The organism is Pseudomonas sp. GNP012 (assembly GCF_054343835.1).
Window position 1 is genome coordinate 6065253 of sequence record NZ_JBTGUU010000001.1, and the last position, 23437, is coordinate 6088689.

A 23437-nucleotide genomic window follows, 5' to 3' on the forward strand; every position below is an offset into this window, starting at 1 on the left:
TCCAAAATAACAGGCCCTAGGAACGGAACAGACGGCTGTACTGGCGCTCATGGGCCATACACGCCAGGGACAGGCCGAAAGCGGCGCTGCCGTATTGATCGGGATCGATTCGGGTGGCGTTCTGTTGCGCCTGTTGAAGCAGCGGCAACAGTTCGCTGGTCAGGCGTTGGGCGGCTTGCTGACCCAATGGCAAGGTCTTCATCAGCACCGCCAACTGGTTTTCCAGCCAGCTCCATAGCCACGCAGCCAAGGCGTCCTGCGGGCTGATCTGCCAGGCGCGCGCGGCCAAGGCCCATCCAAGGGCCAGATGGGGCTCGCTGCATTGTTCGAGGAAGGCACGGGCGGGTGTGTCGAGTTCCGGCAAGCCGTTGAGCAACTGCTGCAACGAGTAGCCCATCTGCCGGCTTTCCTGATGCAGCTCGCGAGTTTCGCGACTGGCGCGGTGTTCCTCGCAGCGTTGCAACAATTGGCCCCAGTTGTCCTCGCTGGCGGCCACGCAATGGGCGAGCAGCAAGGGTGCTTCGAAGCGTGCCAGATTCAACAGCAACTGATCGCCGATCCAGCGACGCGCACTGTCGGGGTCGTTTACCCGGCCGTTATCCACAGCCATTTCCAGCCCTTGGGAGTAGCTGTAGCCGCCAATTGGCAATTGCGGACTGGCCAGGCGCAGCAGCGCCCAGGCCGGGTTCATGGGCGTACGCCGAACTGGTGCAGTTTCGGCGCGTAGTTGAAGTCTTCATCACCGTGGCGCGAATGATGATGGCCACCGCCGTAAGCGCCATGTTCCGGCTGGAATGGCGCTTCGATGTTCGAGGCAATGGCACCGAGTTGTTCGAGCATGGCCTTGAGCACGTAATCGTCGAGCAGGCGCAACCAGCCGTCGCCGACTTGCAAGGCGACATGGCGGTTGCCCAGGTGGTAGGCCGCGCGGGTCAGTTCGAAGGCATTGGCGCAGGTGACGTGTAGCAGTTGTTCGGGGCGGGCGCAGACACGCACGATTCGCCCGTCTTCGGCTTGCAGGCATTCGCCGTCATGCAGGGGCGGTTGACCGCGCTCCAAAAACAACCCGACGTCTTCGCCCTCGGCACTGAAACAGCGCAAACGGCTTTTGCTGCGGGCTTCGAACGTCAGGTGCAGTTCGGCGGCCCAAACGGGTTGAGGGTCGATTCTGCGATGAATCACCAGCATCGGAAGGCTTCCAGCAATGGACGATGCTCAGGCTAGAGCAAGGGGCTTGCCAATTGACATGATGCGTAGGAAATGGCTGACAGAGGCGTAGGAAGGTTATCGATTGAGTGAGTTTTTTGGTTGAAGTTGGTGCGTTGTTTTTGATTTGCGCACCAAGTTGAAGCGATGCAGTTCACTGTGGGAGCGAGCTTGCTCGCGATGACAGCGTATCTGTCACATTGATTCTGTATGTGCCGACGCTATCGTCGGAACGCCGCCCGGAGCAAGCTCGCTCCCACAGGGGCTTGATCCAGACTGAAGGTTAAGGGTTACTCGGTACTGCCGAGCCCTTGCCAGTGCTTGAGACCGATAAAGATGAAGCGCAGTTGCTGGGTAATCTTGGCCTGGGGCGTCAGGTGCTCAGGCAAGGCCTCGGCTGGCGGATCGATGATGTCCGGCAGGGTGGCGAACACGCTTTTGACGATCAGATCCGCCATGACGCTCAGGTCGGCGATGTCCAGGTGCTGCAGTTTCGGCATCAGTGACAAATCCGCCGCCAGGTCCGAACTGATGCCTTCGCGCAGACGGCCAATGGCCTGGCGCACCGGCAGCGAACCGCCGTATTGCTCGCGGGCGAGAAACAGGAACTGTGAGCGGTTGGCACTGACCACGTCGAGAAAGATCCGCACCGAGGCATCGATGATGCCCCCCATCACGAATTCGTTGTGCCGTACCAGGCGAATGGTTTCGCGGAAGGTCTGGCCGACTTCGCTGACCAGCACCAGGCCCAGTTCATCCATATCGGCAAAATGGCGGTAGAAACCGGTCGGTACGATGCCGGCGGTTTTCGCGACTTCACGCAGGCTCAGGCTGCCGAATCCTCGGCCACCATCCATGAGGCGCCGGGCAGCGTCCATCAGGGCATTACGGGTCTGTTGTTTCTGTTCGGCGCGGGGCAGCATCGCAAGGGCGTTTTCTGGACAAGGACGCGGCGCACTCTAGCAAATCGGCTTTGCCGGCGTCGAACGACTGTGAGGGATCAAGCGGGGAAGTGCGGCATCTATAAAGCGCAGTGCTGAAAAGTCAAAAGCCCAATCCGGGGATTGGGCTTTTTTTCTGGGCGGCCATGGGGCTTAGCTCAGAGTGCTGTTGCGTTCGATCACTCGGTCACCACCGCCTTCAGCGAGGGTTTGACCTTGTGGAGTGCGATCCGAACCGTCGGCAGCGAGGGTTTGACCTTGTGGGGTGCGATCCGAACCGTCGGCAGCGAGGGTTTGACCTTGTGGGGTGCGATCCGAGCCGTCGGCAGCGAGGGTTTGACCTTGTGGGGTGCGATCCGAGCCGTCAGCGGCGAGGGTCTGGCCTTGTGGGGTGCGATCGGAACCATCGGCAGCCAGGGTCTGGCCTTGTGGAGTACGTTCCGAGCCATCCTGAGTGATCAGGCCTTTTTCTTTCAGGCGATCATTACCGCCTTCGGCAAGGGTCTGGCCTTGTGGGGTGCGGTCGGAGCCATCGGCGGCGACGGTCTGGCTGAACACAGAGTGGTCTTGCTTCACTTGTGGGGTGGCCTGGTCAGCTGCTGGCAGGGCAAAAGCAGTGCTGGCCAGCATCGAGAGTGAAAGGCTAAGCAGTAATTGGCGTTTCATGATTGTTGTGCTCCTCGGGGGTGCGAAAAAGTGGGTACGAGGGCAATGCTACTCTCGATAAGTCGATATAAAAGTTCATAAACGCAATGGTAATAATCAACGGAATTGATTGTTTGCTGGGGAGGCTCTAGGCCGGGCGTTTCCGGCGAGTTGTCTGGCACTGGTTTGGGTATTTTCGACCCACTCGTGACGTGTAAAAGTGCGGGGTCGGTAACGTTGAATGACTGATTGGTCAGTATTGGACTGGCTGAATTCGGCGAAATCGGTCTATCGATTAAACCTGCCGGGTCTTTATCAGTCGTAGACTTCATGGCGAGCCGCTTCCGGCCCACCGTTTCACCTGTGCGTCGCAGTCGGGGCGCTCAGTCGTATCAGGAGCCCTGTGCAATGACGCGCACCCAAAAGACGTTTGTCTGGACCCTTTCCACCTTCCTTACCTTGTTGGCGTTGCTGGTGCTGATCATCGTGTTCTTCGACTGGAACCGGATCAAACCGCCGCTCAATGCCAAGGTTTCCGAAGAACTGCACCGCGCTTTTGCCATCAACGGCAATCTGTCGGTGGTCTGGCAGACCGAGCCCGATGAAAGCGGCTGGCGCGCCTGGGTGCCGTGGCCCCATGTGGTGGCCGAGGACCTCAGCCTGGGCAACCCGGACTGGTCGAAGCAACCGCAGATGGCCACTCTCAAGCGTGTCGAGTTGCGCATTTCACCCTTGGCTTTACTGGCACAGCGGGTGGTGATCCCGCGTATCGACCTCGCCGAGCCGAATGCGCAGCTGCAACGCCTGGCTGACGGGCGCGCCAACTGGACGTTCAAGTTCGACCCCAAGGACCCGAACGCCGAGCCTTCCAGTTGGGTGGTGGATATCGGTGCAATCGGTTTTGACAAGGGCCGCGTCATCCTCGACGACCAGAGCCTGAAGACTCAGCTCGACGTACTGATCGATCCGTTGGGCAAGCCGATTCCGTTCAGCGATATCGTCGGCGACAAAGCGGCGAAAGCCGTGCAGGAAAAGGGCTCGTCACCCCAGGATTATGCGTTCGCCCTCAAGGTCAACGGCCAGTACCACGGCCAGAAACTCGCCGGCCAGGGCAAGATTGGCGGGTTGTTGGCGTTGCAGGATGCGGCACGCCCGTTTCCGCTGCAGGCGCAGGTGAAGATCGCCGATTCCAGCGTCGACCTGGCTGGCACCCTGACCGATCCGCTGAATCTTGGCGCCCTGGACCTGCGGCTGAAACTGGCCGGCACCAGCCTGGGCAACCTCTACCCACTGACCGGCGTGATCCTGCCGGACACCCCACCCTATGCCACCGACGGTCATCTGATCGCCAAGTTGCACGAGCCGGGCGGCGCGGTGTTCCGCTATGAAGGATTCAACGGCAAGATCGGCGAGAGTGACATCCACGGCAGTCTGACCTACGTGGCCAGCCAGCCACGGCCAAAACTCAGCGGCTCGCTGTTGTCCAATCAATTGCTGTTCGCTGACCTGGCGCCGCTGATCGGCGCCGATTCCAACGCCAAACAGAAGGCCCGTGGCGGTGACAGCAAACAACCGGCGGACAAAGTGCTGCCGGTCGAAGAGTTCAAGACAGACCGCTGGCGCGATATGGACGCCGATGTCGAGTTCACCGGCAAGCGCATCGTGCACAGCGAAAAACTGCCATTCAACGACCTCTATACCCATCTGGTGCTCACCGATGGTGTGCTCAGCCTCGAACCGCTGCGCTTCGGCGTGGCCGGCGGCAAGCTGGACGCACAGATTCGCCTGAACGGCCACACCGATCCCCTGGAAGGCCACGCCAGGCTCACGGCGCGGGGATTCAAGCTCAAACAGTTGTTCCCCGGCTTTGAGCCGATGAAAACCAGTTTTGGCGAGCTCAATGGCGACGCTGATATCAGCGGGCGCGGCAATTCGGTGGCCAGGCTGCTGGGCAGCGCCAATGGCGATCTGAAAATGCTGATCAACGATGGTGCCATCAGTCGCGAATTGATGGAGTTGGCGGGCCTGAACGTCGGCAACTACGTGGTTGGCAAGATCTTTGGCGACAAGGAAGTGAAGATCAACTGCGCGGCCGCCGACTTCGGTATCCAGTCCGGCCTGGCAACCACCCGGCTGTTTGTATTCGACACTGAGAACGCCGTCGTCTACATCGACGGCACCGCTAACATGGCGACGGAACAACTGGACCTGACCATCACCCCGGAATCCAAGGGCTGGCGCCTGATTTCATTGCGTTCGCCGCTGTATGTGCGCGGCAAGTTCATCAAGCCCGATGCCGGGGTCAAGGCCGTGCCGTTGATGCTGCGCGGCGCCGGGATGGTGGCGCTGGGCGTGATCGCCGCACCGGCGGCAGGGTTGCTGGCGCTGGTGGCACCAAGTGGTGGTGAGCCGAATCAATGCGCGCCGTTGCTGGAGCAGATGAAGTCGGGCAAGGCGCCGAAAACGGTCAAAGACTGACGGGGCTCGGTAAAAAATGCCCAGGCACTGGCGGAGTTCGCAGTGCCTGGGCATCAACGTGCGGTTGGACTTTCGCTTCAAGCGCTCGGTACTTCTACGTGAAGCAACTCGGTTTTGATTTTGCTTCCGAGTTTTGTAATGACGGTGTCTCTGATTTGCTCGTACCGGGTTTTATCCAACGAGCAGCGCAGTAGCCGTATGTTGTTTTTTGTACTCTTGGTTGCTTTCAATACGGGCTGATCGAGCAGATCGATTGCGATCCCGACGGTTGTCGTGAAGGCGATTTGCAGGGTCAGGATGGCCTCGTCCTGCCTGACTATCGTCAACAGCATTGCGGTAGGAACCGCTGTGTTCGTCAACGATGTGATTTTCTGATCATCCGTGACTGCGGCGTTTACCTTCAGTTTATTGATGAGCGTTTCAACTGCCAAAGAGTCAGCTGGAAGCGCCGTCAGTTTTGAAAAAGCGTCGACGAGGGCTTGATGGTCATAGGCTGGCAAGTAACTGTCGATGCTTTCTGTTACAAGCCCCAGCAGGCTTGATTTATTAAATTCAGAACGCTCGGGGACTCGACTGTTAATGACCCATCCTAATTTCGTCAGGGTGTTCGAATAAGTCGTCCAGGATATATCGCGGTCGTTGCTTGCTCTTGCAGCTAAAAGTTCGACATACAAGCTGGAGTTCAAAATGTCGCTCTTGAACTGTTGGGTATGCGGCCCGCAGAAAACCGTGATGTTTCCGCTGACAAGATGAATATCAACTAGTTCTTCGTTCATGATTGGGTTGCTTTTTATTGGCGGTTGGGGGTTGGATAGGCGATATCTCGCCGATCCAACGAATGGACTCAATCAAGATCCGGCAAGTCAATGATGTATTTCTTGCCATTCTCGGAGTACTTGCCATACAGAGTTTCACGTAATCCGGAAAATACCTTTGTATCCAGATAAGAGCGCACGGCACCGGTTTTTAAGGTGGTGGATTGGGTGGTGGATTTCCAGAACAGGATGCCTCGCGAGCTTTCCCGAGCGTCCAGAGAGATGCAGTTGAGGATCATGTTCGGTTGTTTGTAGTTATCAATCCAGACCGGCGAAATATCGAACTTGGCCTGTGTTCCGAGTTTCTTGTTGTGTTCATAAACCCGGATGATGTCGGAGTTCTTCTGTACAAGGCCCACTGCCTGCTCCGCAACTTTTGCCAATACGGCAGCTGCATTAGCCCCTATCAATCCTGCGGCCATTTCTACGGCAACCTGATTCATGGTCAACCCGGTTCTGCTGATGGTGGTCCCTTCCATGGACCGGTCCTGGGTGACCCAGCCAAGATGGCTCAGGCCGTTGACATAGTATTTGTACCATTCAAAGAGCTGCGAATCCTCTGGGTACATTTTGGTGGCGGCATTCTGCATGACCAACTTGCAAAGGTTGACGTCACTAATGTTTTCTTCTGTGGCGCCCGGAAGAAAGGCATTGATGTTATCCGGCATTACACTTGCTGTGGGTTTGTCAATATCATGCTCTGGGGGAGGTGTCTGTGTGACGGAGTTCGAGGAAAAAGCTGCCACTCTCGGGGTGGTGATGGGTAGCCTGGGTAATGAGTCAATGAACTCAAGGCGTTGTTCGAAGTGCATAATAAGTCCTTTATTTTTGGTGATCAGACATTCTTGTCTGTGGGTCGAATATAAAGAATTGAGTTTGCAAGTCTAGTGAGGGTTTGTAACTTTGTTGGTTGAGTTTTGGTTGCTTGCATTAAAAAGTGTTATGGCGGTTTGTTTGTCATCAGGCTTGTTTGTTGTTGTATGTTTTTTTTGGAGGGCGTTAGTTGTCGGGTCATGTAAAAGCAAAGATCGCAGCCTGCGGCAACTCCTGCTGGGAGTTGCGTTGTTACTTTGTTTGCGATCTTGGTAACAGTCCCGACAACGCTGCTTCCTCCTGCAGCCAGGCAAAAAACGCCCGCACCGGTGGATGGCGTTCGCGTCCCGGAACACACAGCGCACTGTATCCGGCGCCATCCACCTGAACGTCCCCGCGATAAGGCGCCAGTAATCCACTGGCCACGCTTTCCGACACCAGAATATTGCTCGCCAGCACCAGACCCTGCCCGGCAACGGCCGCTTGCAGGGCGTAATGCTCTTCGTCGTATTCGCGCACCGCTGGCCGACCGCTCAGCCAGGTTTCGCCCGATTGCGCGCACCAGGCCTCCCACCCGTGGGCATAGAGTTTCGAGTTGTGCCAACGCACGCTGATCAGCGTCGGGGCACGATTGATCGCCAGCGCCACTTGTTCGGGCGAACCGTAGACACCGAAGGACTCATCGAACAGGCACTGGCCGTACAGGTTGGGGTAATCGTCGAGGCTGTAGCGCAGCACCAGATCGACACTGGCGTCCTGATGCAAATCGATGACTTCGCAGTGGGTGTCGAGGCGAACGTTGATGTTCGGGTGCCGGGCGTAGAAGCGTCCCAGCCGAGGCACCAGCCACAGCGCGGCGAAGGCCGCGGTGGTGGAGATCGTCAGGTTGGCGCCGCTGCGTTGCGGGCGCAGGGTATCGACACTTTGCGCCACTTCGAGGAATGCCCCGTGCAGGCTCTGGAACAGCCGTTCGCCGCATTCGGTCAGGCGCACCTGGCGTGGCAGGCGTTCGAACAGCGGCACGCCGAGCCAGCTTTCCAGGGAGCGGATCTGATGGGACACCGCCGTCGGGGTAACGGACAGCTCTTCGGCGGCGGCCTTGAAACTCAACAGGCGTGAGGCGGATTCGAAGGCGCGCAGGGCAGTCAAGGGCAATGAGGCGAACATTGAACACTCCACAGATGAAATAGATTCATCTTGGCTGATTTTTACTCATTTGAAGTGGCGCAACCGCGAGCTTCAAGCTGCAAGCCACAAGCCGATTTAGTTTAGTCCCTGAGGAGATTCAGATGAGTAAAATTCTTGCTGTCCATGCCAGCCCCCGTGGCGATCGTTCGCACTCCCGGCGTTTGGCCGAAGTGTTTCTGTCTGCCTGGCGGGCCCGTCATCCACACTCGCAACTGACCCGGCGCGAAGTCGGTCGGGCACTGATCCCGCCGGTCAACGAGGCATTCGTGGCCGCCGCGTTTTACCCCGAGCCCGCTGCTCGGCCGCTGTCGATGCAGGCCGATCTGGCGCTCAGCGATGAACTGGTCGGCGAACTGCTTGGCCATGATGTGCTGGTGATTTCCACACCAATGCACAACTTCAGCGTACCCAGCGGCTTGAAGGCCTGGATCGATCAGATCGTGCGGGTAGGGGTGACCTTCGATCACACCCTGGACAATGGCGTGGCCCAGTACCAACCGTTGGTGCAAGGCAAAAAAGCCCTGATCATCACCAGCCGTGGCGGCTTCGGTTTTGGTCCGGGCGGCGAGCTGGAAGCCATGAACCATGCCGACACGCTACTGCGCACGGTGCTCGGATTCATCGGTATCACCGATGTCACAGTGGTGGCTGCCGAGGGCGAGGAGTCCGCCGAACGCAGCTTTGAAATCTCTGCCGCCGAGGCTGAGCAGCGCTTGCTGGCGCTGGCCTGGGAGTTCTAGATGGCCTGGGTGTTTCTGCTGGTCGCCGCCGGGTTCGAAGTCACCTTCGCCATGGGCATGAAATACGCCGAGGGCTTCACCCGGCTCTGGCCCTCGCTGATCACGGTGGTGGCCGCTGTGGGCGGGATCTACTTCCTGACCCTGGCCATGCGCGAGCTACCTGTGAGCATCGCGTACCCGATCTGGACTGCCATCGGTTCGCTGGGCACGGTGTTTCTCGGGTTCGCGCTGCTTGGGGAAAGCCTGAGCGTGATCAAACTGGTCTCGGTCGGGCTGATCGTGGCGGGCGTGGCAGGGTTGAAGTAGGGCGGATGACATAGACTTGTCGTCGAGTTGTCATCTTCGCAGGCGTAGCTTGGCGGATGTCTTGTCTACCGCCTTGCGTCACCACCCGACCACAAGGAAGTCCACCCATGTCGCAAGGTTCTGCCCCGCGTTACCCGCTGGTGCTGGTCCCGGGAATGCTCGGGTTCATCCGGTTGGTGCTTTATCCGTACTGGTTCGGGATCGTCGAGGCGCTGCGCCATGGTGGGGCCGTGGTGTTCGCCGTGCAGGTCTCGCCGCTTAATTCGAACGAAGTACGCGGCGAGCAATTGCTGGCACGTATCGACGAAATCCTGCGGGAAACCGGGGCCGACAAGGTCAACCTGATCGGCCATAGCCAGGGCTCGCTGACCGCCCGTTACGCCGCGGCCAAACGCCCGGACCTGGTGGCATCGGTGACCTCGGTGGCGGGGCCGAACCACGGTTCGGAGCTCGCCGATTACCTGCATCAACACTATCCCCATGACAGCCTGCGTGGTCATCTGCTGTGCTTTTTGCTGCGAATGATCGGCACGCTGATGGGGTGGCTGGATACCGGTTACCACGGGCCCAAGTTGCCGGTGGATATCCATGCCTCCCATCACGCCCTTACCACCGCTGGCGTCGCGCTGTTCAACCAGCGTTATCCACAGGGCTTGCCTGAAACCTGGGGCGGTCACGGGCCGGAAGAGGTCAACGGCGTGCGCTATTACTCCTGGTCCGGCACTTTGCAGCCGGGCATCACCGATCGTGGGCGCAATCTGCTGGACGGTACCAACCGCAGTTGCCGGTTATTCGCCAAAACCTTCGTCCGTGAAGCCGGGCATTGCGACGGCATGGTCGGGCGTTACAGCTCGCACCTGGGCACGGTGATTGGCGATGAGTATCCGCTGGATCACTTCGACATCGTCAATCAGTCGCTGGGGCTGGTGGGCAAGGGGGCAGAGCCGATCCGTTTGTTTGTCGAACATGCGGCGCGACTAAGCGCGACGGGGCTTTAGACCGCGTTATCGTTCATCGTCGGAACGCCGCCCGGACCAAGCCACGCTCCCACAATGGAATGCAATCCCCTGTGGGAGCGGGCTTGCCTGCGAAAGCGCCGGATCAGGCAACGCTTATCTTGCGACCAAGCACGGTGGTCCAACGCTCGGAAACAATCACCCCGCCCAGCGTCAACACCCCACCCACCAAGTGGTACATCGCCAGTTGTTCATGCAGCACCACCGCTGCAATCAATGCGGTAATCAACGGCAGCAAATTGAAAAACTGCGTGGTCCGGCTCGGACCCAAACGTACCACCGCCTGCATCCACGCCAACGGCGCGACCATCGAAGCCAGCAGGCAGGCGTACAGCACCAGCGGAATGTTCTGCAGGGTCGGGCCGACTTTCGGTGAGGCGAGGAACAGCGGAAACAGCACTACTACGGCCACCAGCACCTGCAGATACAAGAGCACCAGCGGCGGCAGTTTCAGCTGCCATTTTTTCAACAGGGTGCTGTAGACCGCATAGGCCAGGGTGGCGATCAGCATCATCGCGTCGCCCAGGTTGACTCCGTGTTCGAGCAATGTGCCCAGGCTGCCGGACGACACCACCACCAGGACACCGGCGAACGACAGCACCGCTCCGGCCAGGGCCCCCATGGTCAGGCGCTGGCCGAGGCTGATGATCGCCATGGCGAGCGACATCAGCGGCATCAGCGACAGGATGATGCCCATGTTGGTGGCCGAGGTCAGGCTCGCGGCGAAGTACGCCAGGCTTTGATAGACCGCCATGCCGAGAACACCGAGGACAAAGATCTTGCCCAGTTTCGGGCGGATCAGGGGCCAATGGGCGAGCACCGGTTTGAGCATGAAGGGCGTGAACAGCAACCCGGCCAGCAGCCAGCGGTAGAAACCGATCTCGGCGGGGAAGATCGCCCCGGCCGACATTTTGGTGATCACTGTGTTGCCGGCCCAGATGAAAATGGCCAGCAGGGGGTAAGCGTATTGCATCGGGAAAAACCAGAACGTTAATGAAGAGCAATTATCCGCTTGTCTGGATGCAAGCCTATACTTCGATCCGGACAACTCGCCCTTGATGACGGACAGCATGAGCAGTAAACACATCGACCTGCTGGATTTCAGCGAACTGCCGTCGGCGGTGTACTTCCGCTACGCCGATTTTGACGCCCACGAATACGCCGCCCCCCATCGGCATCCCTGGGGGACGCTGGAATATGCAGCCCACGGCGTACTGCACATGGACGTCGAGGGCAGCCGCTTCATGTCGCCGCCGCAATACGCGGTGTGGGTACCGCCACAGATCGAGCACAGTTTCTATAGCCATCAACCGGTCAACTACCGCGCCGTGTGCCTGGCGCCCAAGGTGTGCGCCGAACTGCCGTCGCGAGCCTGTACCCTGGCCATAAGCGACATCCTCAAGGCGATCCTCAAGGACTTCGCCGCCCGGGACGTGAAAATTCCCGAGCGCGATGCGGACCAGCGTCTGGCCCAGGTATTGGTGGATCAACTGCAACAGGCCCCGGTGCACGAGTGCTATCTGCCCTACGCCAGCAGCCCGGGATTGCTGGGGATTCTGGAAGCATTGCAGGCCGAGCCTGGGGATAACCGGCCGCTGGCGGAATGGGCCGCACGCATCCATGTCAGCGAACGCACCCTGGCGCGGCAGTTCGTGCGGGAGCTAGGCATGAGCTTCGGTGAGTGGCGCCAGCGCCTGCGTTTTCTGGCGGCGATCGAAGCGCTGGACAGCCAGCGCAGCATTCAGGAAATCGCTTTCGACATGGGCTACAGCACCGGCTCGGCGTTTATCGCGATGTTCCAGCGCCAGGCCGGGTGTACGCCGGAGCAGTACCGGCGCAGTCATCTGGAGAACAGGAAGGTGTAACAGGGGTTGTCTACACTCCAGTACGAGGCCGCCCCCCTTGGTGTGGCAACAAGGAGAGAACTCCATGAAGATGTTGCGTGTCCCGTTGTTGATGATCGGTTTGCTGCTCTGCTCCCAGGGTTTCGCCGCCACAGCCCAACAGGAAAAGATGACTACCTGCAATGCCGATGCCACGGCCAAAAGCCTCAAGGGCGACGAGCGCAAAGCCTTCATGAGTACCTGCCTGAAGGCCGCACCGGCGGCAAACGATGCCGGCAAGGCCTTGACGCCGCAGCAAGAGAAAATGAAAACCTGCAACGCCGACGCCGCCACCAAAGCCCTCAAGGGTGATGAGCGCAAGGCGTTCATGAGCGATTGCCTGAAGAAAAAATAAACCTGGACGCTAGTGGTGAATGTGCCGCCCTCATCGCGGGCAAGCCCGCTCCCACAGGGATCCTGGATGCCTGCGCAATTTTTGTTCAGCACAGAAACCATGTGGGAGCGGGCTTGCCCGCGAAGAGGCCGACAAGGGCGCCGAGTCGCTTGAGCTGCCCCCGACCAAGGTCGAGCCACACAATCCCTAGTGCTCGCATCGGATCGCTGGCAGACTGCCAATCCTTTTTACGCCGTTCGTTTTTGAGGCTGTATGCCAACGTTTTCTCAGCGTCAAGTTTTGCTGGTCATCAGCTGGGTCATCATTTTTGGCGGGCTGCTGCTGGTCCTGCCGCTGCGGTTGCTGCCGAGCCTGCTCGCCGGGTTGCTGGTGTTCGAGCTGGTCAACATGCTCACCCCGCAACTGCAACGGCTGATCGAAGGCCGGCGTGCGCGCTGGCTGGCGGTGGCATTGCTGGGGACGCTGATTGTCAGCGTACTGTCGCTGATCTTTGCCGGTGCATTCAGCTTCCTGTTGCACGAAGCGGAAAACCCCGGCGCCTCCCTCGACAAATTCATGGGGGTGGTCGACCGCGCACGCGGACAACTGCCGCCGTTCATCGACGCCTATTTGCCAGCCAGTGCCGCCGAGTTTCGTGTGGCCATTGGCGAGTGGGTCAGCAAGCACCTGAGCGAGTTGCAACTGGTGGGCAAGGATGCGGCACACATGTTCGTGACCTTGCTGATCGGCATGGTGCTGGGCGCGATCATTGCGTTGCAGCGTGTACCGGATCTGACCAAGCGCAAACCGCTGGCGGCGGCGCTGTTTGATCGTCTGCACCTGCTGGTCCAGGCGTTTCGCAACATCGTGTTCGCCCAGATCAAGATTTCCCTGCTCAACACCATTTTCACCGGTATTTTCCTGGCGGTGATCCTGCCAATGTTCGGCATCAAACTGCCGCTGACCAAAACCCTGATCGTACTGACGTTCCTGCTCGGCCTGCTGCCGGTGATCGGCAACCTGATGTCCAACACCCTGATCACTATCGTCGGTCTGTCGCTGTCGATCTGGGTCGCCGTCGCGGCGCTGGGTTACCTGATTGTTATCCACAAGCTCGAATACTTCCTCAACGCGCGCATCGTTGGCGGGCAGATCAGTGCCAAGTCGTGGGAGTTGCTGCTGGCGATGCTGGTGTTCGAGGCCGCGTTCGGCCTGCCGGGGGTGGTGGCGGGGCCGATTTACTACGCGTATCTGAAGAGTGAGTTGAAGCAGGTGGGGATGGTTTGATCTGCTGGATCTTTGTTGTCTGAGCTGGCCCCTTCGCGAGCAAGCCCGCTCCCACAAGGACTGTGCATGACCTGTGGGAGCGGGCTTGCTCGCGAAGAGCGCACCGCAGATTTCGGATCAGTCCATCGACCCGTAGCGTTTCGCAGCCTCGATCGCCAGACCACTACCGATACTGCCAAAGATGTTCCCTTCCACATGCCGCGCCTTCGGCAGCATCGCCGAGACGCTGTTGCGCAGCGCCGGGATACCGCTCGAGCCGCCAGTGAAGAACACCGTGTCGACCTGATCGACCCGGACATCGGCGTCTGTCAGCAATTGGGTGACGCTGTTGCGCACCCGTTCCAGCAGGTTGTCGATGGCCGACTCGAACAACGCACGGCTCAAGTCCACGCTCAGGCCCGCTTCAATGCGGTCCAGCGGCACGTGGCGCTTGTCGGCGTGGGTCAGCTGGATCTTGGTTTCTTCCACTTCCATCGCCAGCCAGTGGCCGGCGCGCTGTTCGATCAGTTTGAACAGGCGATCGATGCCGCCGGTGTCCTCGATGTCGTAGCGCATGCTGCCCAGGGCCAGTTGCGATTTCTGCGAGTACACCGAGTTGATCGTGTGCCAGGTCGCCAGGTTCATGTGGTGGCTGGTGGGCATGTAGGCGCCGCTCTTCATCCGGCTGCCGTAGCCGAACAGTGGCATCAGGCCGGCCAGCGAGAGTTGTTTGTCGAAGTCGGTCCCGCCGATGTGCACGCCGCCGGTGGCGAGGATGTCGTCCTGGCGGTTATCCACAGCGCGCCGCTCCGGTGACAGGCGCACCAGGGAGAAGTCGGACGTACCCCCGCCGATGTCGACGATCAGTACCAGCTCTTCTTTCTCGATGGTCGACTCGTAGTCGAATGCTGCGGCAATCGGTTCGAACTGGAACGAGACTTCCTTGAAGCCGATCTTGCGCGCCACTTCGACCAGGGTGTCTTCGGCTTCCTTGTCGGCCATCGGGTCGTCATCGACGAAGAACACCGGGCGACCCAGCACCACTTCTTCGAATTCCCGACCGGCGGCGGTTTCGGCACGGCTCTTGAGCTGGCCAATGAACAGCCCGAGCAGGTCCTTGAACGGCATGGCCGTGCCCAGAACGCTGGTGTCGTGCTTGATCAGCTTGGAACCCAGCAGGCTCTTGAGCGAGCGCATCAGGCGGCCTTCGTAGCCTTCCAGGTACTCGTGCAACGCCAGCCGGCCGTACACCGGGCGACGTTCTTCGATATTGAAGAAGACCACCGACGGCAGGGTGATCTTGTCGTCCTCCAGCGCGATCAGCGTTTCCACGCCGGGGCGCAACCAGCCGACGGTGGAGTTGGACGTGCCAAAATCGATACCCACGGCACGGGCTGGAGATGCGTTGTTCATGTCTTTCAGGTTCCGGTTAAAAAACGGCCGCGCAGTGTATGCCAGTGCGCGCCAGAATCGAAGGCCGGTTATCTGCTAATTCTTCGCAAACAATGCCTTGAAAGATGGGGCATTCCCCCCAAACTACCCTGCATCAACCGGACAGCGGCGGGCGTGCTCGCAAGAAGCCCCGCCGGCTGCCGATAAACTTCTGCCGCGCCGCCCGGTCACAAATTTGAGATCGGTCAAACCAACGGCTGCAAACAAGCGCATGCTGTGGCCCGTGGCGCGATTTGATAACGGATGGTGATTCCCGCGATGGACTTCAAAGACTATTACAAGATTCTCGGTGTGGAGCCGACCGCAGACGATAAGGCGATCAAGGCCGCCTATCGCAAGCTGGCGCGCAAATACCACCCCGACGTCAGCAAGGAAAAGGACGCCGAGGCCAAGTTCAAGGACGCCTCGGAAGCCTATGAAGCGCTGAAAAGCGCCGACAAGCGCGCCGAATACGATGATCTGCGCCGCTATGGCCAGCACGGCCAACCGTTCCAGGGACCACCAGGCTGGCAAAGCCGTGGCGGTTTCGGTGGCGGTGGTCAGGACACGGGCGATTTCTCGGACTTCTTCAGTTCGATCTTCGGCAACCGTGGGCCTGGTTTCAATGGCGGTGGACAGTCGCGTCGCAGCACCGGACGTCGAGGGCAAGACGTGGAAATGGAGCTTGGGGTTTTTCTCGAAGAAACACTGTCGACCGAATCGAAGAAGGTCACCTTCCAGGTACCGCAGTACAACGCGGCCGGCCAGCATGTGAGCAACACCAGCAAAAGCCTGAACGTGAAGATTCCGGCCGGTGTGGCCGACGGCGAACGCATTCGCCTCAAGGGGCAGGGCGCTCCGGGTGTGGGTGGCGGCGCCAATGGCGACCTGTACCTGACGATCCGATTCGCACCGCACCCGAAATTCGACGTCGAAGGCGATAACCTGATCATCACCTTGCCACTGGCTCCGTGGGAGCTGGCGCTGGGGGCTGAAGTCGCCGTGCCGACCCTGACCGGCAAGATCAACCTCAAGGTGCCGGCCGGCAGCCAGAACGGCCAGCGCATGCGCGCCAAGGGCCATGGCCTGATGAACAAGGCCGGTGAGCGCGGTTACCTGTTCGTGCAATTGAAGGCCGTGATGCCGAAGAAATCCGACGATGACATCAAGGCCCTGTGGCAGGAGCTGGCGAAAAAAGCCGCGTTCGACCCGCGAGAGCATTTTTGATCCCATAGAACCAAGGAGTCACTGACAATGAGCAGTCCCCTGATCGTTCAACTGGACATGGCAGAATTCTGTGAGGCGACCGAGCTGTCGGACGTCTACGTGATCGAAATCGTCGAGCACGGCATCCTCGAACCTCAGGGCGCTCAGCCCAAGGACTGGGTTTTCAACGACTATGAGCTGACCCTGGCCAAGCGTGCCGCCAAGCTGCGGCGCGACCTTGACCTGGAGTGGGAAGGCGTCGCCCTGGCGCTGGACCTGCTCGAAGAAGTGCAGCAGCTGCGCGCCGAGAACCGCATGCTCAAGCAGCGGTTGGGGCGGTTGTTGGTCGAGTAGGAGCTGCCGCAGGCTGCGATCTTTTGATTTTGCTTCTGAAGTTTTGCATCCGCAGGGGCAATGAAACACAAGATCAAAAGATCGCAGCCTGCGGCAGCTCCTACACGGGGTGCTTCAGGTTTTGCGTGGCAACACCACGGTAAAGGTCGTGCCATCCATCTCACTGGAACTGACTTCAATCGTCCCCTGATGGGCGTCGACCACTTCCTTGACAATAAACAACCCCAACCCAAGGCTGGTAGTGGGCTCGCCGAGTTCTTCGCTGGCACTGCGCACCAGCGGGTCGAAAAGGGTCGGGATCGCATCGCAAGGGATGGGGGCTCCGTCGTTCTGCACCGTCAGCCGAACGCCGTCGGCCTCGCCCTTGAGAGTCAAGGTCACTTCACGTTTGCTCGAGCCATGCTGCAAGGCATTGCCGATCAGGTTTTGCAGCATCTGATCGATCCTGCGCGGGTCCCAGGTACCGCGGGTGTCACCCTGTACCGTCAGGGTCGGATCGCACTCCGGTTGACTGACACAGGCCCGCGCAATCGCGTCCCGTGCCGCTTCGGCCAGGTCCATGGGCGTCGGTTCGATCGGCAGGTGCTTGCCCAGGCGACTGCGCACCAGTTCCAGCAAATCCCCGACCATCACTGCCAGATGTCCGGTGCTGCGCTGGATATTGATCGCGCACTTGAGCGCATCACCTTCCAGCGCGGCTTTGCGCAGCAGGATTTCGGTGGACATGCTCACCGCCTGCAGAGGCGCGCGCAGGTCATGACCGAGGATCGCGAGGAAAATGTCCCGGGAGCGGTTGACCATTTCGGCATAGGCGGCGGTGGATTCGGCCAGGGCTTCGTCGATGGCTTCGTTGAAGCGGATCATGTCCTGGAAGTAGGCCAGGTCAGGTGACTGCAGGCTGTTGACCCACAGGCGGATGACACAGGCGCGCAAATGACGGAATTCACTGGTCATCTGCACCAGGTCAAAACCCACGGTATGGCGCAACTCGCCATGGCTGGCGCCGGCCTCGTCGAGGCTCGGGGTTTTCTCCGGGCCTTCGCCGCGTGCCTTGGCCGCTTGTTCGGCGGGTGTCTGGGGTTTGCACATGTCCCGGGCCGCGGCCAGCAGGATCGACCTGGCATGGTCGCGCAAGGCGGCGCTGTCCATGGACTCGGCGGCCGGGGTGATGGTTTTGGCGAACTGCTCCCACTCATCGACGATGCGATCAACCTGTAGCACGATGAATTCGGAAAGACGCATGGCGGTTACCTGAGCATGAATCGAGGACAGCGAATCGAATAGTAGTCCCTTTGCCGGAAAAAACACGACCGCTCGTTCGGTGGCATAAGTCCAGGCCCCTGTGGCGGTACTTATGTAATGACGGCTCTTTGAATTTCGAACGGTGAAGGCCTTTTTTCGGGGGCGGCCCAACGGTTTTTTGGGCTTTTGTTTGGCGGGCGGGTTGGCGAAGCTGTGGGTTCAAATCCAGCCATCAAGGTGTTGTAAAAGTGTCTGAATTGCATGGAAGCCATTCACAGCAAACCATTGAAACCACAGGCGTCGAACACCAGGGCGTGCATTACCGTCGCGTATTCGACGGGATACCGGGCGCCCTGAAAAATGCCCCGCTTGCAAGGCTCAAATCCCTCGAAACCCTGAAGCCGGTGATGCCCGAGTGGTACAGCGGCGCACGGGCCATGGACCGCCAGTACCTGAAGCAGTTGATCGAGGAGCGCTGGCGTTTTCAGGGTGTACTGGACAAAACCCTGGGCAGCTTGCAACACGACATTGAGACCTTCGCCGAGCCGCTGCTCAGGGAGATGTTGCAGGCGAACTTCAGCTCGGTGGAACGCGCCGACGAACTCAGCGTGCAGCTCGAGGTGCCCAGTACGATCATCTTCGGCATCGACACCGGCGCCAGTCGCGTCCGCCAGTCCACCTTGCTGGAGGCGGCACTGCACAACTTCGAGGAAGCTGAAACCGTCGAAGGGGCGTTCCGAGACAGTTCCGGTATTTACCGCAAGGACAGCCGGGGCAGTCTCAGCTTGGAGCCGACCATTGCCCTGCCGAATTTTGCCGCGTTGTGTCGCAGCCTGGACATCGGCGGGCAATACCAGCGGCACATCAAGTCCGTCCTGTTGCCCGATACCCCGCAAGCACAGCGAACTTTGCAACAAGACTCGGTGGCCAGTGAACAGGCGGCCTTTCATGTGGCCGCACTGATTGCCCGATTAAAGGGTGATATCAGTGACCATGGCTACGCCAAACTGGGCCAGGTGCGTGAGGGGCAGGCAAACATCAGGCTGTACGACCGGCCATTGCATGCTCATCGCTTGTCGCTGATGGGTTTTCGGTTGACCGGCATCGTGTTGTTCAGCGCGGTCAGCGAGCCATCGCAAGTAAAGCGCGAAGTTGAAGCATTGACGCCGGCGCTGTTGAGATTCTGGATCGACTGGTCGCGCCGCATTCCTGTTCTGCCGGGCCGGGAATACGATCAATTCAAACTGTTGCAAGCCTTCTTCGCCAATGGGCCGCAGGGGTTGAGCGATGAACTGTTGCGCCGCGACGATATCTATCAACAGAGTCGTGTAAGCGGTCCGTTGATCGCCTATGTACCCGATGATCCTGACCATCCGTTGAAGGAGTATCCCTCGCTGACCGCGTTCATGAAGGCGCTGCTGGGTCAGTTGAGAAGTACCGATTACCAGGCTTTTTTCAGCCGCTTTGTGGCGCAGAAGGACAAGGGGCTGTTTTTCGCCCGGGTCAAAGAGCGCCTCACGACCTACACCTGGCATGAGCGCGAACCGCTGGACATGGGCCCATGGTGGCGTGAAACGGCGGTCGAAAATCCCGATGCGGAACCGGTGACTAACCAGATCCGCGATGAACTGTGGACCACGCTGTTTGTGGAGCGCCGCGACAAGGCCATCGCCGATGCCCGGCTGATCGCCGTACCGACCGGCGACGAGGATGCCAACGCACGCTTCAAACGCCTGACCGGTTACCTGTCGATCGGCTGGAATGTTTTCAATTTCGCCGCAATGCTGGTGCCGGGGCTGGGGGAAGCCATGCTCGGCATCATGGTCGCGCAAATGCTCGCCGAGGTTGCCGAAGGCGTCGAAGACTGGAGCAAGGGTGATAAGGAACAGGCTTCGGCGTACTTCAACGGGGTCTTGATCAACTTCGCGCAACTGGCACTGATGGGCGCCGGACATGTGTTGCCCGGCACAGCTGTCGCACCGATCAAGGTGTCGCCGTTTGTCGAGGGGCTCAAGCCAGTGGAAGTCGGCGGCAAGGAGCGGTTGTGGAATCCTGATCTCGCCCCTTATGAGCAAAAGACCGCATTGCCCGATGGGGCGAAGGCTGGTGACACTGGGCTGTACCGTTATCAGGAGCAAGACCTGCTACGCCTCGATGACAAATGCTATGCCGTCAGGCAAGACCCGGAAACCGGCCAGCATCGGCTGCAACACCCGACTCGCGCCGAAGCCTATCAGCCGCTGTTGGAGCACAACGGTGCCGGCAGCTGGAAGACCGAGCTCGATCAACCGCTCGAATGGGATCGGCGTGTAGTGCTCAGGCGTCTGGGCGCTTCGGTGGAGGGGCTTTCCGATGAGACCCTGGAGCAGGTTTTGACTGCCAGCGGCGTGCATGAAAACACCTTGCGCCGGCTCCATGTCGAACATGAAACTCCGCCCGCGTCATTGGCCGATACTCTCAAGCGCTTCAAGGCCCATGCCGATGCCGAAGCCGGTGCGCAACAGATTCTGGCCCATCGGATCAGTAACGATTGGGCGGATTACTCGCTTCGACTCATGACGGAATTGCGCGGCTGGCCCGGCGACAAGGCCATTGAAGTCTTCCAGGGACCGGGCCTGACCGGTGTATCGATCAAGGATGGCTACGCCAATGCGTCAGCGACCAATACCTTGCAGATAACCTGGTCTGAACTGCTTGCGGGTGAGTTGCCGGAACGGGTGGTCGGTTTCCTTGACGAAACAGCGCTACGCGAACTGCTTGGAGAAGGGTATTCCGGTGACCAGGCGAAACGTGCCCAGGCACTTTGTGATCAATGGGCGGCGCTGGCGCGTCAGCGCAAAAGTCAGTTGTTCGACCTGTTGTACAAGCGCCGTACCCGGTCGGACGATCCGTTGGTGAACATGCTCAAGGATGATGGGGCTGATATCTCTGTCAGTCAGGCGCAGGAGTTGCTGAGTGAAGCGCATCCCTCGGATGTGCAGCATTTGAACGAAAAAAAACGTGTTCCGTTGAGACTGGCTCAACAAGCTCGGGAGGCAGCGGAACAACTGCGTGTGACACGGGCTTATGAAGGCCTGTACCTCGACGCACTGCACAATCGCGATACCGCACGCCTGGAGCTGCACTCGCTGGCCGCATTGCCGGGCTGGCCGGCGGATCTGCGTCTGGAAATCCGTGAGTATTCATTCACGGGATCACTGACCGACAGCCTCGGCCCCGTCGACGCGACGACCCGCAAAGTGCTGGTCCTGGGTGAGGATGGCCAATACGAGGCACGGGACGGCAGCGATCAACAGCTGCACGGTGCGGACAATCTGTACGCGGCAGTGCTGCATGCCTTGCCCGACTCTGAGCGCACAGCGCTTGGCTTTGAAATCCATGAGTCTTCACGCCTTGAGCAAGCGGTCAGGGCGCAGCCGCTGGATCGATCCCGGTTTGAGCCGATTCTGCGGGACAACCCGATCACCAGGCCGGCTTACGACCCGAGCGTCATGCGCTTGCGTGGCGGCATGCGTGGCTATGCCCGACAAGCACCGCAAGGCGTGGGGCTGCGACAACGGGCTCATGCACTGTATCCGGATTTTACTTCGGAGGAAGTCGAGGCACTGCTGGCGGGTTTCGCTCAGGGTGAAGGGGCGGTGCATGAACGGCTGACCGTGCTGGAGGCCGAGTTCAACCAATTGAACCGTGCCCTGCAACGCTGGATGAATTCGCCGACGCAATCCGCTCGTTTTACCCCGGCGGGCGTGGCGGAATGGCATGCGCGAAACAACATCTACAAAACGCTCAGGCAATGCTGGCAGCGCACCGGGCCGGAGGGCATCGAGGCTTTCGGGGTAGTGCGGCCGCAGGCGTTGAGTCTGGACAACATTCCCAGACTGAACCGACTGCTGGAAACCCTGCCGAAACTGGAGGCCAACTTCGATCATGTCACCAGCCTGAGCCTGCGCGGTGGGCAGTTGCGTTCCGGGAACCTGTCGTTCCTCGACTCGTTCCATCAGGTGCGCTACCTCAATCTGCAAGACAATCTGCTGACGACGCTTCCGCAGGCGGTGAAAGACATGCGTCATCTCACTCACCTGTTTCTTGACGGCAATAACATTGAACTGGATGCATTGGCGCTCGATCACCTGAAAAACCTGACGCGCATGGCATTCCTGCGCTTGCGCGGCAACCCGCTCAAGCTCATTCCGAACATCAGCCGAATGCCGCATTTGCAGGTGTTGTTGCTGGGCGAAACCGGACTGGACAGTTGGCCCGTCGGGCTGTTTTCGCAATCGCGACCGCGCAGTATCTACCTTGACTTGAGCAGCAACCCGATCAGTCGGATACCCGAGGTCGCACCCGGTTCATTTCGCGCAGAGCTACTGGCGCGTACCGTAATCAGCCGGGGCCCGCGTTGGATCTCGTCGGAAAATCTCGAGATCCTCAAGTCTTACATCGAGTCGGTCGGCATGGACCCGGACCGCCCATACCCACCCCGAGGTCTGCTCGACAGCGCGGAATGGTGGATGGGCATGACCGAGCGGCAATGGCAGGAAAAGCAGGAAGTCTGGAACGACGTTGAAGACGAGTTTGGTTCGGTGCCGTTTTTCAATGAACTGCGCAAGCTCACCCAGTCCGCCGACTTCAAGGCCGGCGGTGACTATCAGACGGAACTGACGACCAAGGTCTGGCGCATGCTCGAAGCCATGGCCAGCGACAGTGAACTGCGAAGCAAGCTGTTCAACGAGGCGGCAACGCCCACCGAGTGCGTGGATGGCGGTACGCAACTGTTCAATGCCATGGGCGTGCAGGTGATGGTGCATGAAGCCTACGCACTGGTGCGTGCGGACCTGATCGAGGCGCAATTGCTGGAACTGGCCCTGGGCAAGTCCCGGCTCGATGAACTCGGTGCCATCGCCCGTCAGCGGGTGTCTGCGCGGTTGGCTGACGGCGAACGGTTCCGTCGCTACGACGCCAATGGCGATGTGATCGGCACTATCGATGAAGTGGAAGTGCACCTGGCCTACATGACCGATCTGGCGGAACGTCTGGATCTGCCGTGGCAGGCGCGGGGCATGCAGTTTCGCAACATCGCCGGTGTGAGCAAGGAGATGATCGAAGCAGCGTTCCAGCGGATCAAGGCGCTGGAGGAAGGTGATCTGCTGGTCGATCGCCTCTTCGAGCAACCGCTCTGGCGAACCTGGCTGGAAACTACTTACCGCGAGGAATTGAACGGCTTGAAGCGCAGGATCGACGCCACTACCGATTTGCAGGATGCGTTGCAGCGTCGGGCCGAAGGTACGCGGCTCACTGCCGAGGGAAAGGCGGCGGTGGAGGCGGAAATCAAGGGGTTGTGCAGTGAGTTGGGCAAAAGTGAAACTGACTTTGCGGACGGCAAGCTGATGACTGACGAGGAATATGTTCAAGCCTTGGATGACATCGATCTGCAGATTACGCAGTTGCTGAAAAAACTGACACGGGAAGCGATGATTCGGGCCAAGCTGGATCGGCTGCGGATTGAATCCGTTCAGTAATCACGAAAAAAACAAAGGCCTCGACACAGGGTGTGCGAGGCCTTTGCTCGTGTC

Annotated in this window: 20 protein-coding genes; 10 read left to right on the forward strand and 10 right to left on the reverse strand. The window is 59.5% G+C overall.

The features are described 5' to 3' along the window. Positions 1-16: 16 nt before the first annotated feature. From ACXX83_RS27380 to ACXX83_RS27395, 4 genes are all read right to left on the reverse strand, one after another. Positions 17-691: an urease accessory protein UreF gene (locus ACXX83_RS27380; protein WP_458550088.1), complete on the reverse strand. Its 675-nt coding sequence runs from the start codon at positions 689-691 to the stop codon at positions 17-19. Further along, positions 688-1188, reverse strand: coding sequence for an urease accessory protein UreE (gene ureE / locus ACXX83_RS27385; RefSeq protein WP_015093252.1), 501 nt, complete (start codon positions 1186-1188; stop codon positions 688-690). Before ureE ends, ACXX83_RS27380 begins: the two co-directional genes overlap by 4 nt. 308 nt (positions 1189-1496) lie before the next feature. After that, a complete protein-coding gene (locus tag ACXX83_RS27390; RefSeq protein ID WP_007979686.1) occupies positions 1497-2129 on the reverse strand; it encodes a TetR family transcriptional regulator in 633 nt (210 codons plus the stop codon). Between the two features lie 171 nt (positions 2130-2300). After that, positions 2301-2813, reverse strand: coding sequence for a WD40 repeat domain-containing protein (locus ACXX83_RS27395; protein ID WP_458550089.1), 513 nt, complete (start codon positions 2811-2813; stop codon positions 2301-2303). Positions 2814-3200: 387 nt separating this feature from the next. On the opposite strand from ACXX83_RS27395, the gene ACXX83_RS27400 reads away from it, so the two are divergent. Then, positions 3201-5270: an AsmA family protein gene (locus tag ACXX83_RS27400; RefSeq protein WP_458550090.1), complete on the forward strand. Its 2070-nt coding sequence runs from the start codon at positions 3201-3203 to the stop codon at positions 5268-5270. Between the two features lie 77 nt (positions 5271-5347). On the opposite strand, the gene ACXX83_RS27405 is transcribed toward ACXX83_RS27400, so the two are convergent. The 3 genes from ACXX83_RS27405 to ACXX83_RS27415 all read right to left on the reverse strand — a co-directional run bounded on the left by ACXX83_RS27405 (position 5348) and on the right by ACXX83_RS27415 (position 8077). Beyond that, positions 5348-6046, reverse strand: coding sequence for a hypothetical protein (locus tag ACXX83_RS27405; RefSeq protein ID WP_458550091.1), 699 nt, complete (start codon positions 6044-6046; stop codon positions 5348-5350). A gap of 68 nt (positions 6047-6114) precedes the next feature. After that, on the reverse strand, positions 6115-6897 hold the full coding sequence (locus ACXX83_RS27410) for a hypothetical protein (RefSeq protein WP_458550092.1): 783 nt from the start codon (positions 6895-6897) through the stop codon (positions 6115-6117). A 253-nt stretch (positions 6898-7150) separates the two neighbouring features. Next, entirely contained in the window at positions 7151-8077 is a 927-nt protein-coding gene (locus ACXX83_RS27415) for a LysR substrate-binding domain-containing protein (RefSeq protein ID WP_458550093.1), read from the reverse strand. Between the two features lie 110 nt (positions 8078-8187). Between ACXX83_RS27415 and ACXX83_RS27420 the strand changes: the two genes are divergently transcribed. The 3 genes from ACXX83_RS27420 to ACXX83_RS27430 all read left to right on the forward strand — a co-directional run bounded on the left by ACXX83_RS27420 (position 8188) and on the right by ACXX83_RS27430 (position 10130). Then, positions 8188-8826, forward strand: a complete 639-nt coding sequence (locus ACXX83_RS27420; RefSeq protein WP_458550094.1) for an FMN-dependent NADH-azoreductase — start codon at positions 8188-8190, stop codon at positions 8824-8826. Further along, a complete protein-coding gene (locus ACXX83_RS27425) occupies positions 8827-9132 on the forward strand; it encodes a DMT family transporter (protein WP_007979676.1) in 306 nt (101 codons plus the stop codon). It begins immediately after the preceding gene. Between the two features lie 107 nt (positions 9133-9239). Beyond that, positions 9240-10130: an alpha/beta fold hydrolase gene (locus ACXX83_RS27430; protein WP_458550095.1), complete on the forward strand. Its 891-nt coding sequence runs from the start codon at positions 9240-9242 to the stop codon at positions 10128-10130. 103 nt (positions 10131-10233) lie between these two features. Here ACXX83_RS27430 and ACXX83_RS27435 read toward each other — a convergent pair whose 3' ends face one another. Next, the gene (locus tag ACXX83_RS27435) at positions 10234-11121 is read right to left on the reverse strand and encodes a DMT family transporter (RefSeq protein ID WP_015093260.1); all 888 of its coding nucleotides are present in this window, start codon (positions 11119-11121) and stop codon (positions 10234-10236) included. A gap of 97 nt (positions 11122-11218) precedes the next feature. Between ACXX83_RS27435 and ACXX83_RS27440 the strand changes: the two genes are divergently transcribed. The 3 genes from ACXX83_RS27440 (at position 11219) to ACXX83_RS27450 (ending at position 13652) form a co-directional block, all read left to right on the forward strand. Further along, positions 11219-12013, forward strand: coding sequence for an AraC family transcriptional regulator (locus ACXX83_RS27440; protein WP_458550096.1), 795 nt, complete (start codon positions 11219-11221; stop codon positions 12011-12013). Between the two features lie 64 nt (positions 12014-12077). Then, positions 12078-12386 (forward strand): PsiF family protein, encoded by a 309-nt coding sequence (locus tag ACXX83_RS27445; protein WP_111284342.1) that lies wholly within the window; start codon positions 12078-12080, stop codon positions 12384-12386. A 252-nt stretch (positions 12387-12638) separates the two neighbouring features. Further along, positions 12639-13652 (forward strand): AI-2E family transporter, encoded by a 1014-nt coding sequence (locus tag ACXX83_RS27450; protein WP_015093263.1) that lies wholly within the window; start codon positions 12639-12641, stop codon positions 13650-13652. Positions 13653-13769: 117 nt separating this feature from the next. Here ACXX83_RS27450 and ACXX83_RS27455 read toward each other — a convergent pair whose 3' ends face one another. Then, a complete protein-coding gene (locus ACXX83_RS27455; protein WP_458550097.1) occupies positions 13770-15044 on the reverse strand; it encodes an Hsp70 family protein in 1275 nt (424 codons plus the stop codon). Between the two features lie 297 nt (positions 15045-15341). Between ACXX83_RS27455 and ACXX83_RS27460 the strand changes: the two genes are divergently transcribed. Together ACXX83_RS27460 and ACXX83_RS27465 are read left to right on the forward strand one after the other, a co-directional pair. Then, a complete protein-coding gene (locus tag ACXX83_RS27460) occupies positions 15342-16289 on the forward strand; it encodes a DnaJ C-terminal domain-containing protein (RefSeq protein ID WP_015093265.1) in 948 nt (315 codons plus the stop codon). 27 nt (positions 16290-16316) lie between these two features. After that, positions 16317-16622, forward strand: coding sequence for a chaperone modulator CbpM (locus ACXX83_RS27465; RefSeq protein WP_007979663.1), 306 nt, complete (start codon positions 16317-16319; stop codon positions 16620-16622). A gap of 114 nt (positions 16623-16736) precedes the next feature. Here the strand turns inward: ACXX83_RS27465 and ACXX83_RS27470 are convergent, their stop codons facing one another. Then, on the reverse strand, positions 16737-17864 hold the full coding sequence (locus tag ACXX83_RS27470; protein ID WP_458550098.1) for a sensor histidine kinase: 1128 nt from the start codon (positions 17862-17864) through the stop codon (positions 16737-16739). Between the two features lie 248 nt (positions 17865-18112). Between ACXX83_RS27470 and ACXX83_RS27475 the strand changes: the two genes are divergently transcribed. Further along, complete coding sequence (locus ACXX83_RS27475; protein WP_458550099.1) at positions 18113-23383, forward strand: NEL-type E3 ubiquitin ligase domain-containing protein; 5271 nt, start codon at positions 18113-18115, stop codon at positions 23381-23383. The last annotated feature ends 54 nt before the right edge of the window (positions 23384-23437 follow it).

Excerpts from the sequence above, each read along its gene's own strand:
- ACXX83_RS27380 (WP_458550088.1), bottom strand. The coding sequence starts at position 691 with ATGAACCCGGCCTGGGCGCTGCTGCGCCTGGCCAGTCCGCAATTGCCA.
- ureE (WP_015093252.1), bottom strand. The coding sequence starts at position 1,188 with ATGCTGGTGATTCATCGCAGAATCGACCCTCAACCCGTTTGGGCCGCC.
- ACXX83_RS27390 (WP_007979686.1), bottom strand. The coding sequence starts at position 2,129 with ATGCTGCCCCGCGCCGAACAGAAACAACAGACCCGTAATGCCCTGATG.
- ACXX83_RS27395 (WP_458550089.1), bottom strand. The coding sequence starts at position 2,813 with ATGAAACGCCAATTACTGCTTAGCCTTTCACTCTCGATGCTGGCCAGC.
- ACXX83_RS27400 (WP_458550090.1), top strand. The coding sequence starts at position 3,201 with ATGACGCGCACCCAAAAGACGTTTGTCTGGACCCTTTCCACCTTCCTT.
- ACXX83_RS27405 (WP_458550091.1), bottom strand. The coding sequence starts at position 6,046 with ATGAACGAAGAACTAGTTGATATTCATCTTGTCAGCGGAAACATCACG.
- ACXX83_RS27410 (WP_458550092.1), bottom strand. The coding sequence starts at position 6,897 with ATGCACTTCGAACAACGCCTTGAGTTCATTGACTCATTACCCAGGCTA.
- ACXX83_RS27420 (WP_458550094.1), top strand. The coding sequence starts at position 8,188 with ATGAGTAAAATTCTTGCTGTCCATGCCAGCCCCCGTGGCGATCGTTCG.
- ACXX83_RS27425 (WP_007979676.1), top strand. The coding sequence starts at position 8,827 with ATGGCCTGGGTGTTTCTGCTGGTCGCCGCCGGGTTCGAAGTCACCTTC.
- ACXX83_RS27430 (WP_458550095.1), top strand. The coding sequence starts at position 9,240 with ATGTCGCAAGGTTCTGCCCCGCGTTACCCGCTGGTGCTGGTCCCGGGA.
- ACXX83_RS27435 (WP_015093260.1), bottom strand. The coding sequence starts at position 11,121 with ATGCAATACGCTTACCCCCTGCTGGCCATTTTCATCTGGGCCGGCAAC.
- ACXX83_RS27440 (WP_458550096.1), top strand. The coding sequence starts at position 11,219 with ATGAGCAGTAAACACATCGACCTGCTGGATTTCAGCGAACTGCCGTCG.
- ACXX83_RS27445 (WP_111284342.1), top strand. The coding sequence starts at position 12,078 with ATGAAGATGTTGCGTGTCCCGTTGTTGATGATCGGTTTGCTGCTCTGC.
- ACXX83_RS27450 (WP_015093263.1), top strand. The coding sequence starts at position 12,639 with ATGCCAACGTTTTCTCAGCGTCAAGTTTTGCTGGTCATCAGCTGGGTC.
- ACXX83_RS27455 (WP_458550097.1), bottom strand. The coding sequence starts at position 15,044 with ATGAACAACGCATCTCCAGCCCGTGCCGTGGGTATCGATTTTGGCACG.
- ACXX83_RS27460 (WP_015093265.1), top strand. The coding sequence starts at position 15,342 with ATGGACTTCAAAGACTATTACAAGATTCTCGGTGTGGAGCCGACCGCA.
- ACXX83_RS27465 (WP_007979663.1), top strand. The coding sequence starts at position 16,317 with ATGAGCAGTCCCCTGATCGTTCAACTGGACATGGCAGAATTCTGTGAG.
- ACXX83_RS27470 (WP_458550098.1), bottom strand. The coding sequence starts at position 17,864 with ATGCGTCTTTCCGAATTCATCGTGCTACAGGTTGATCGCATCGTCGAT.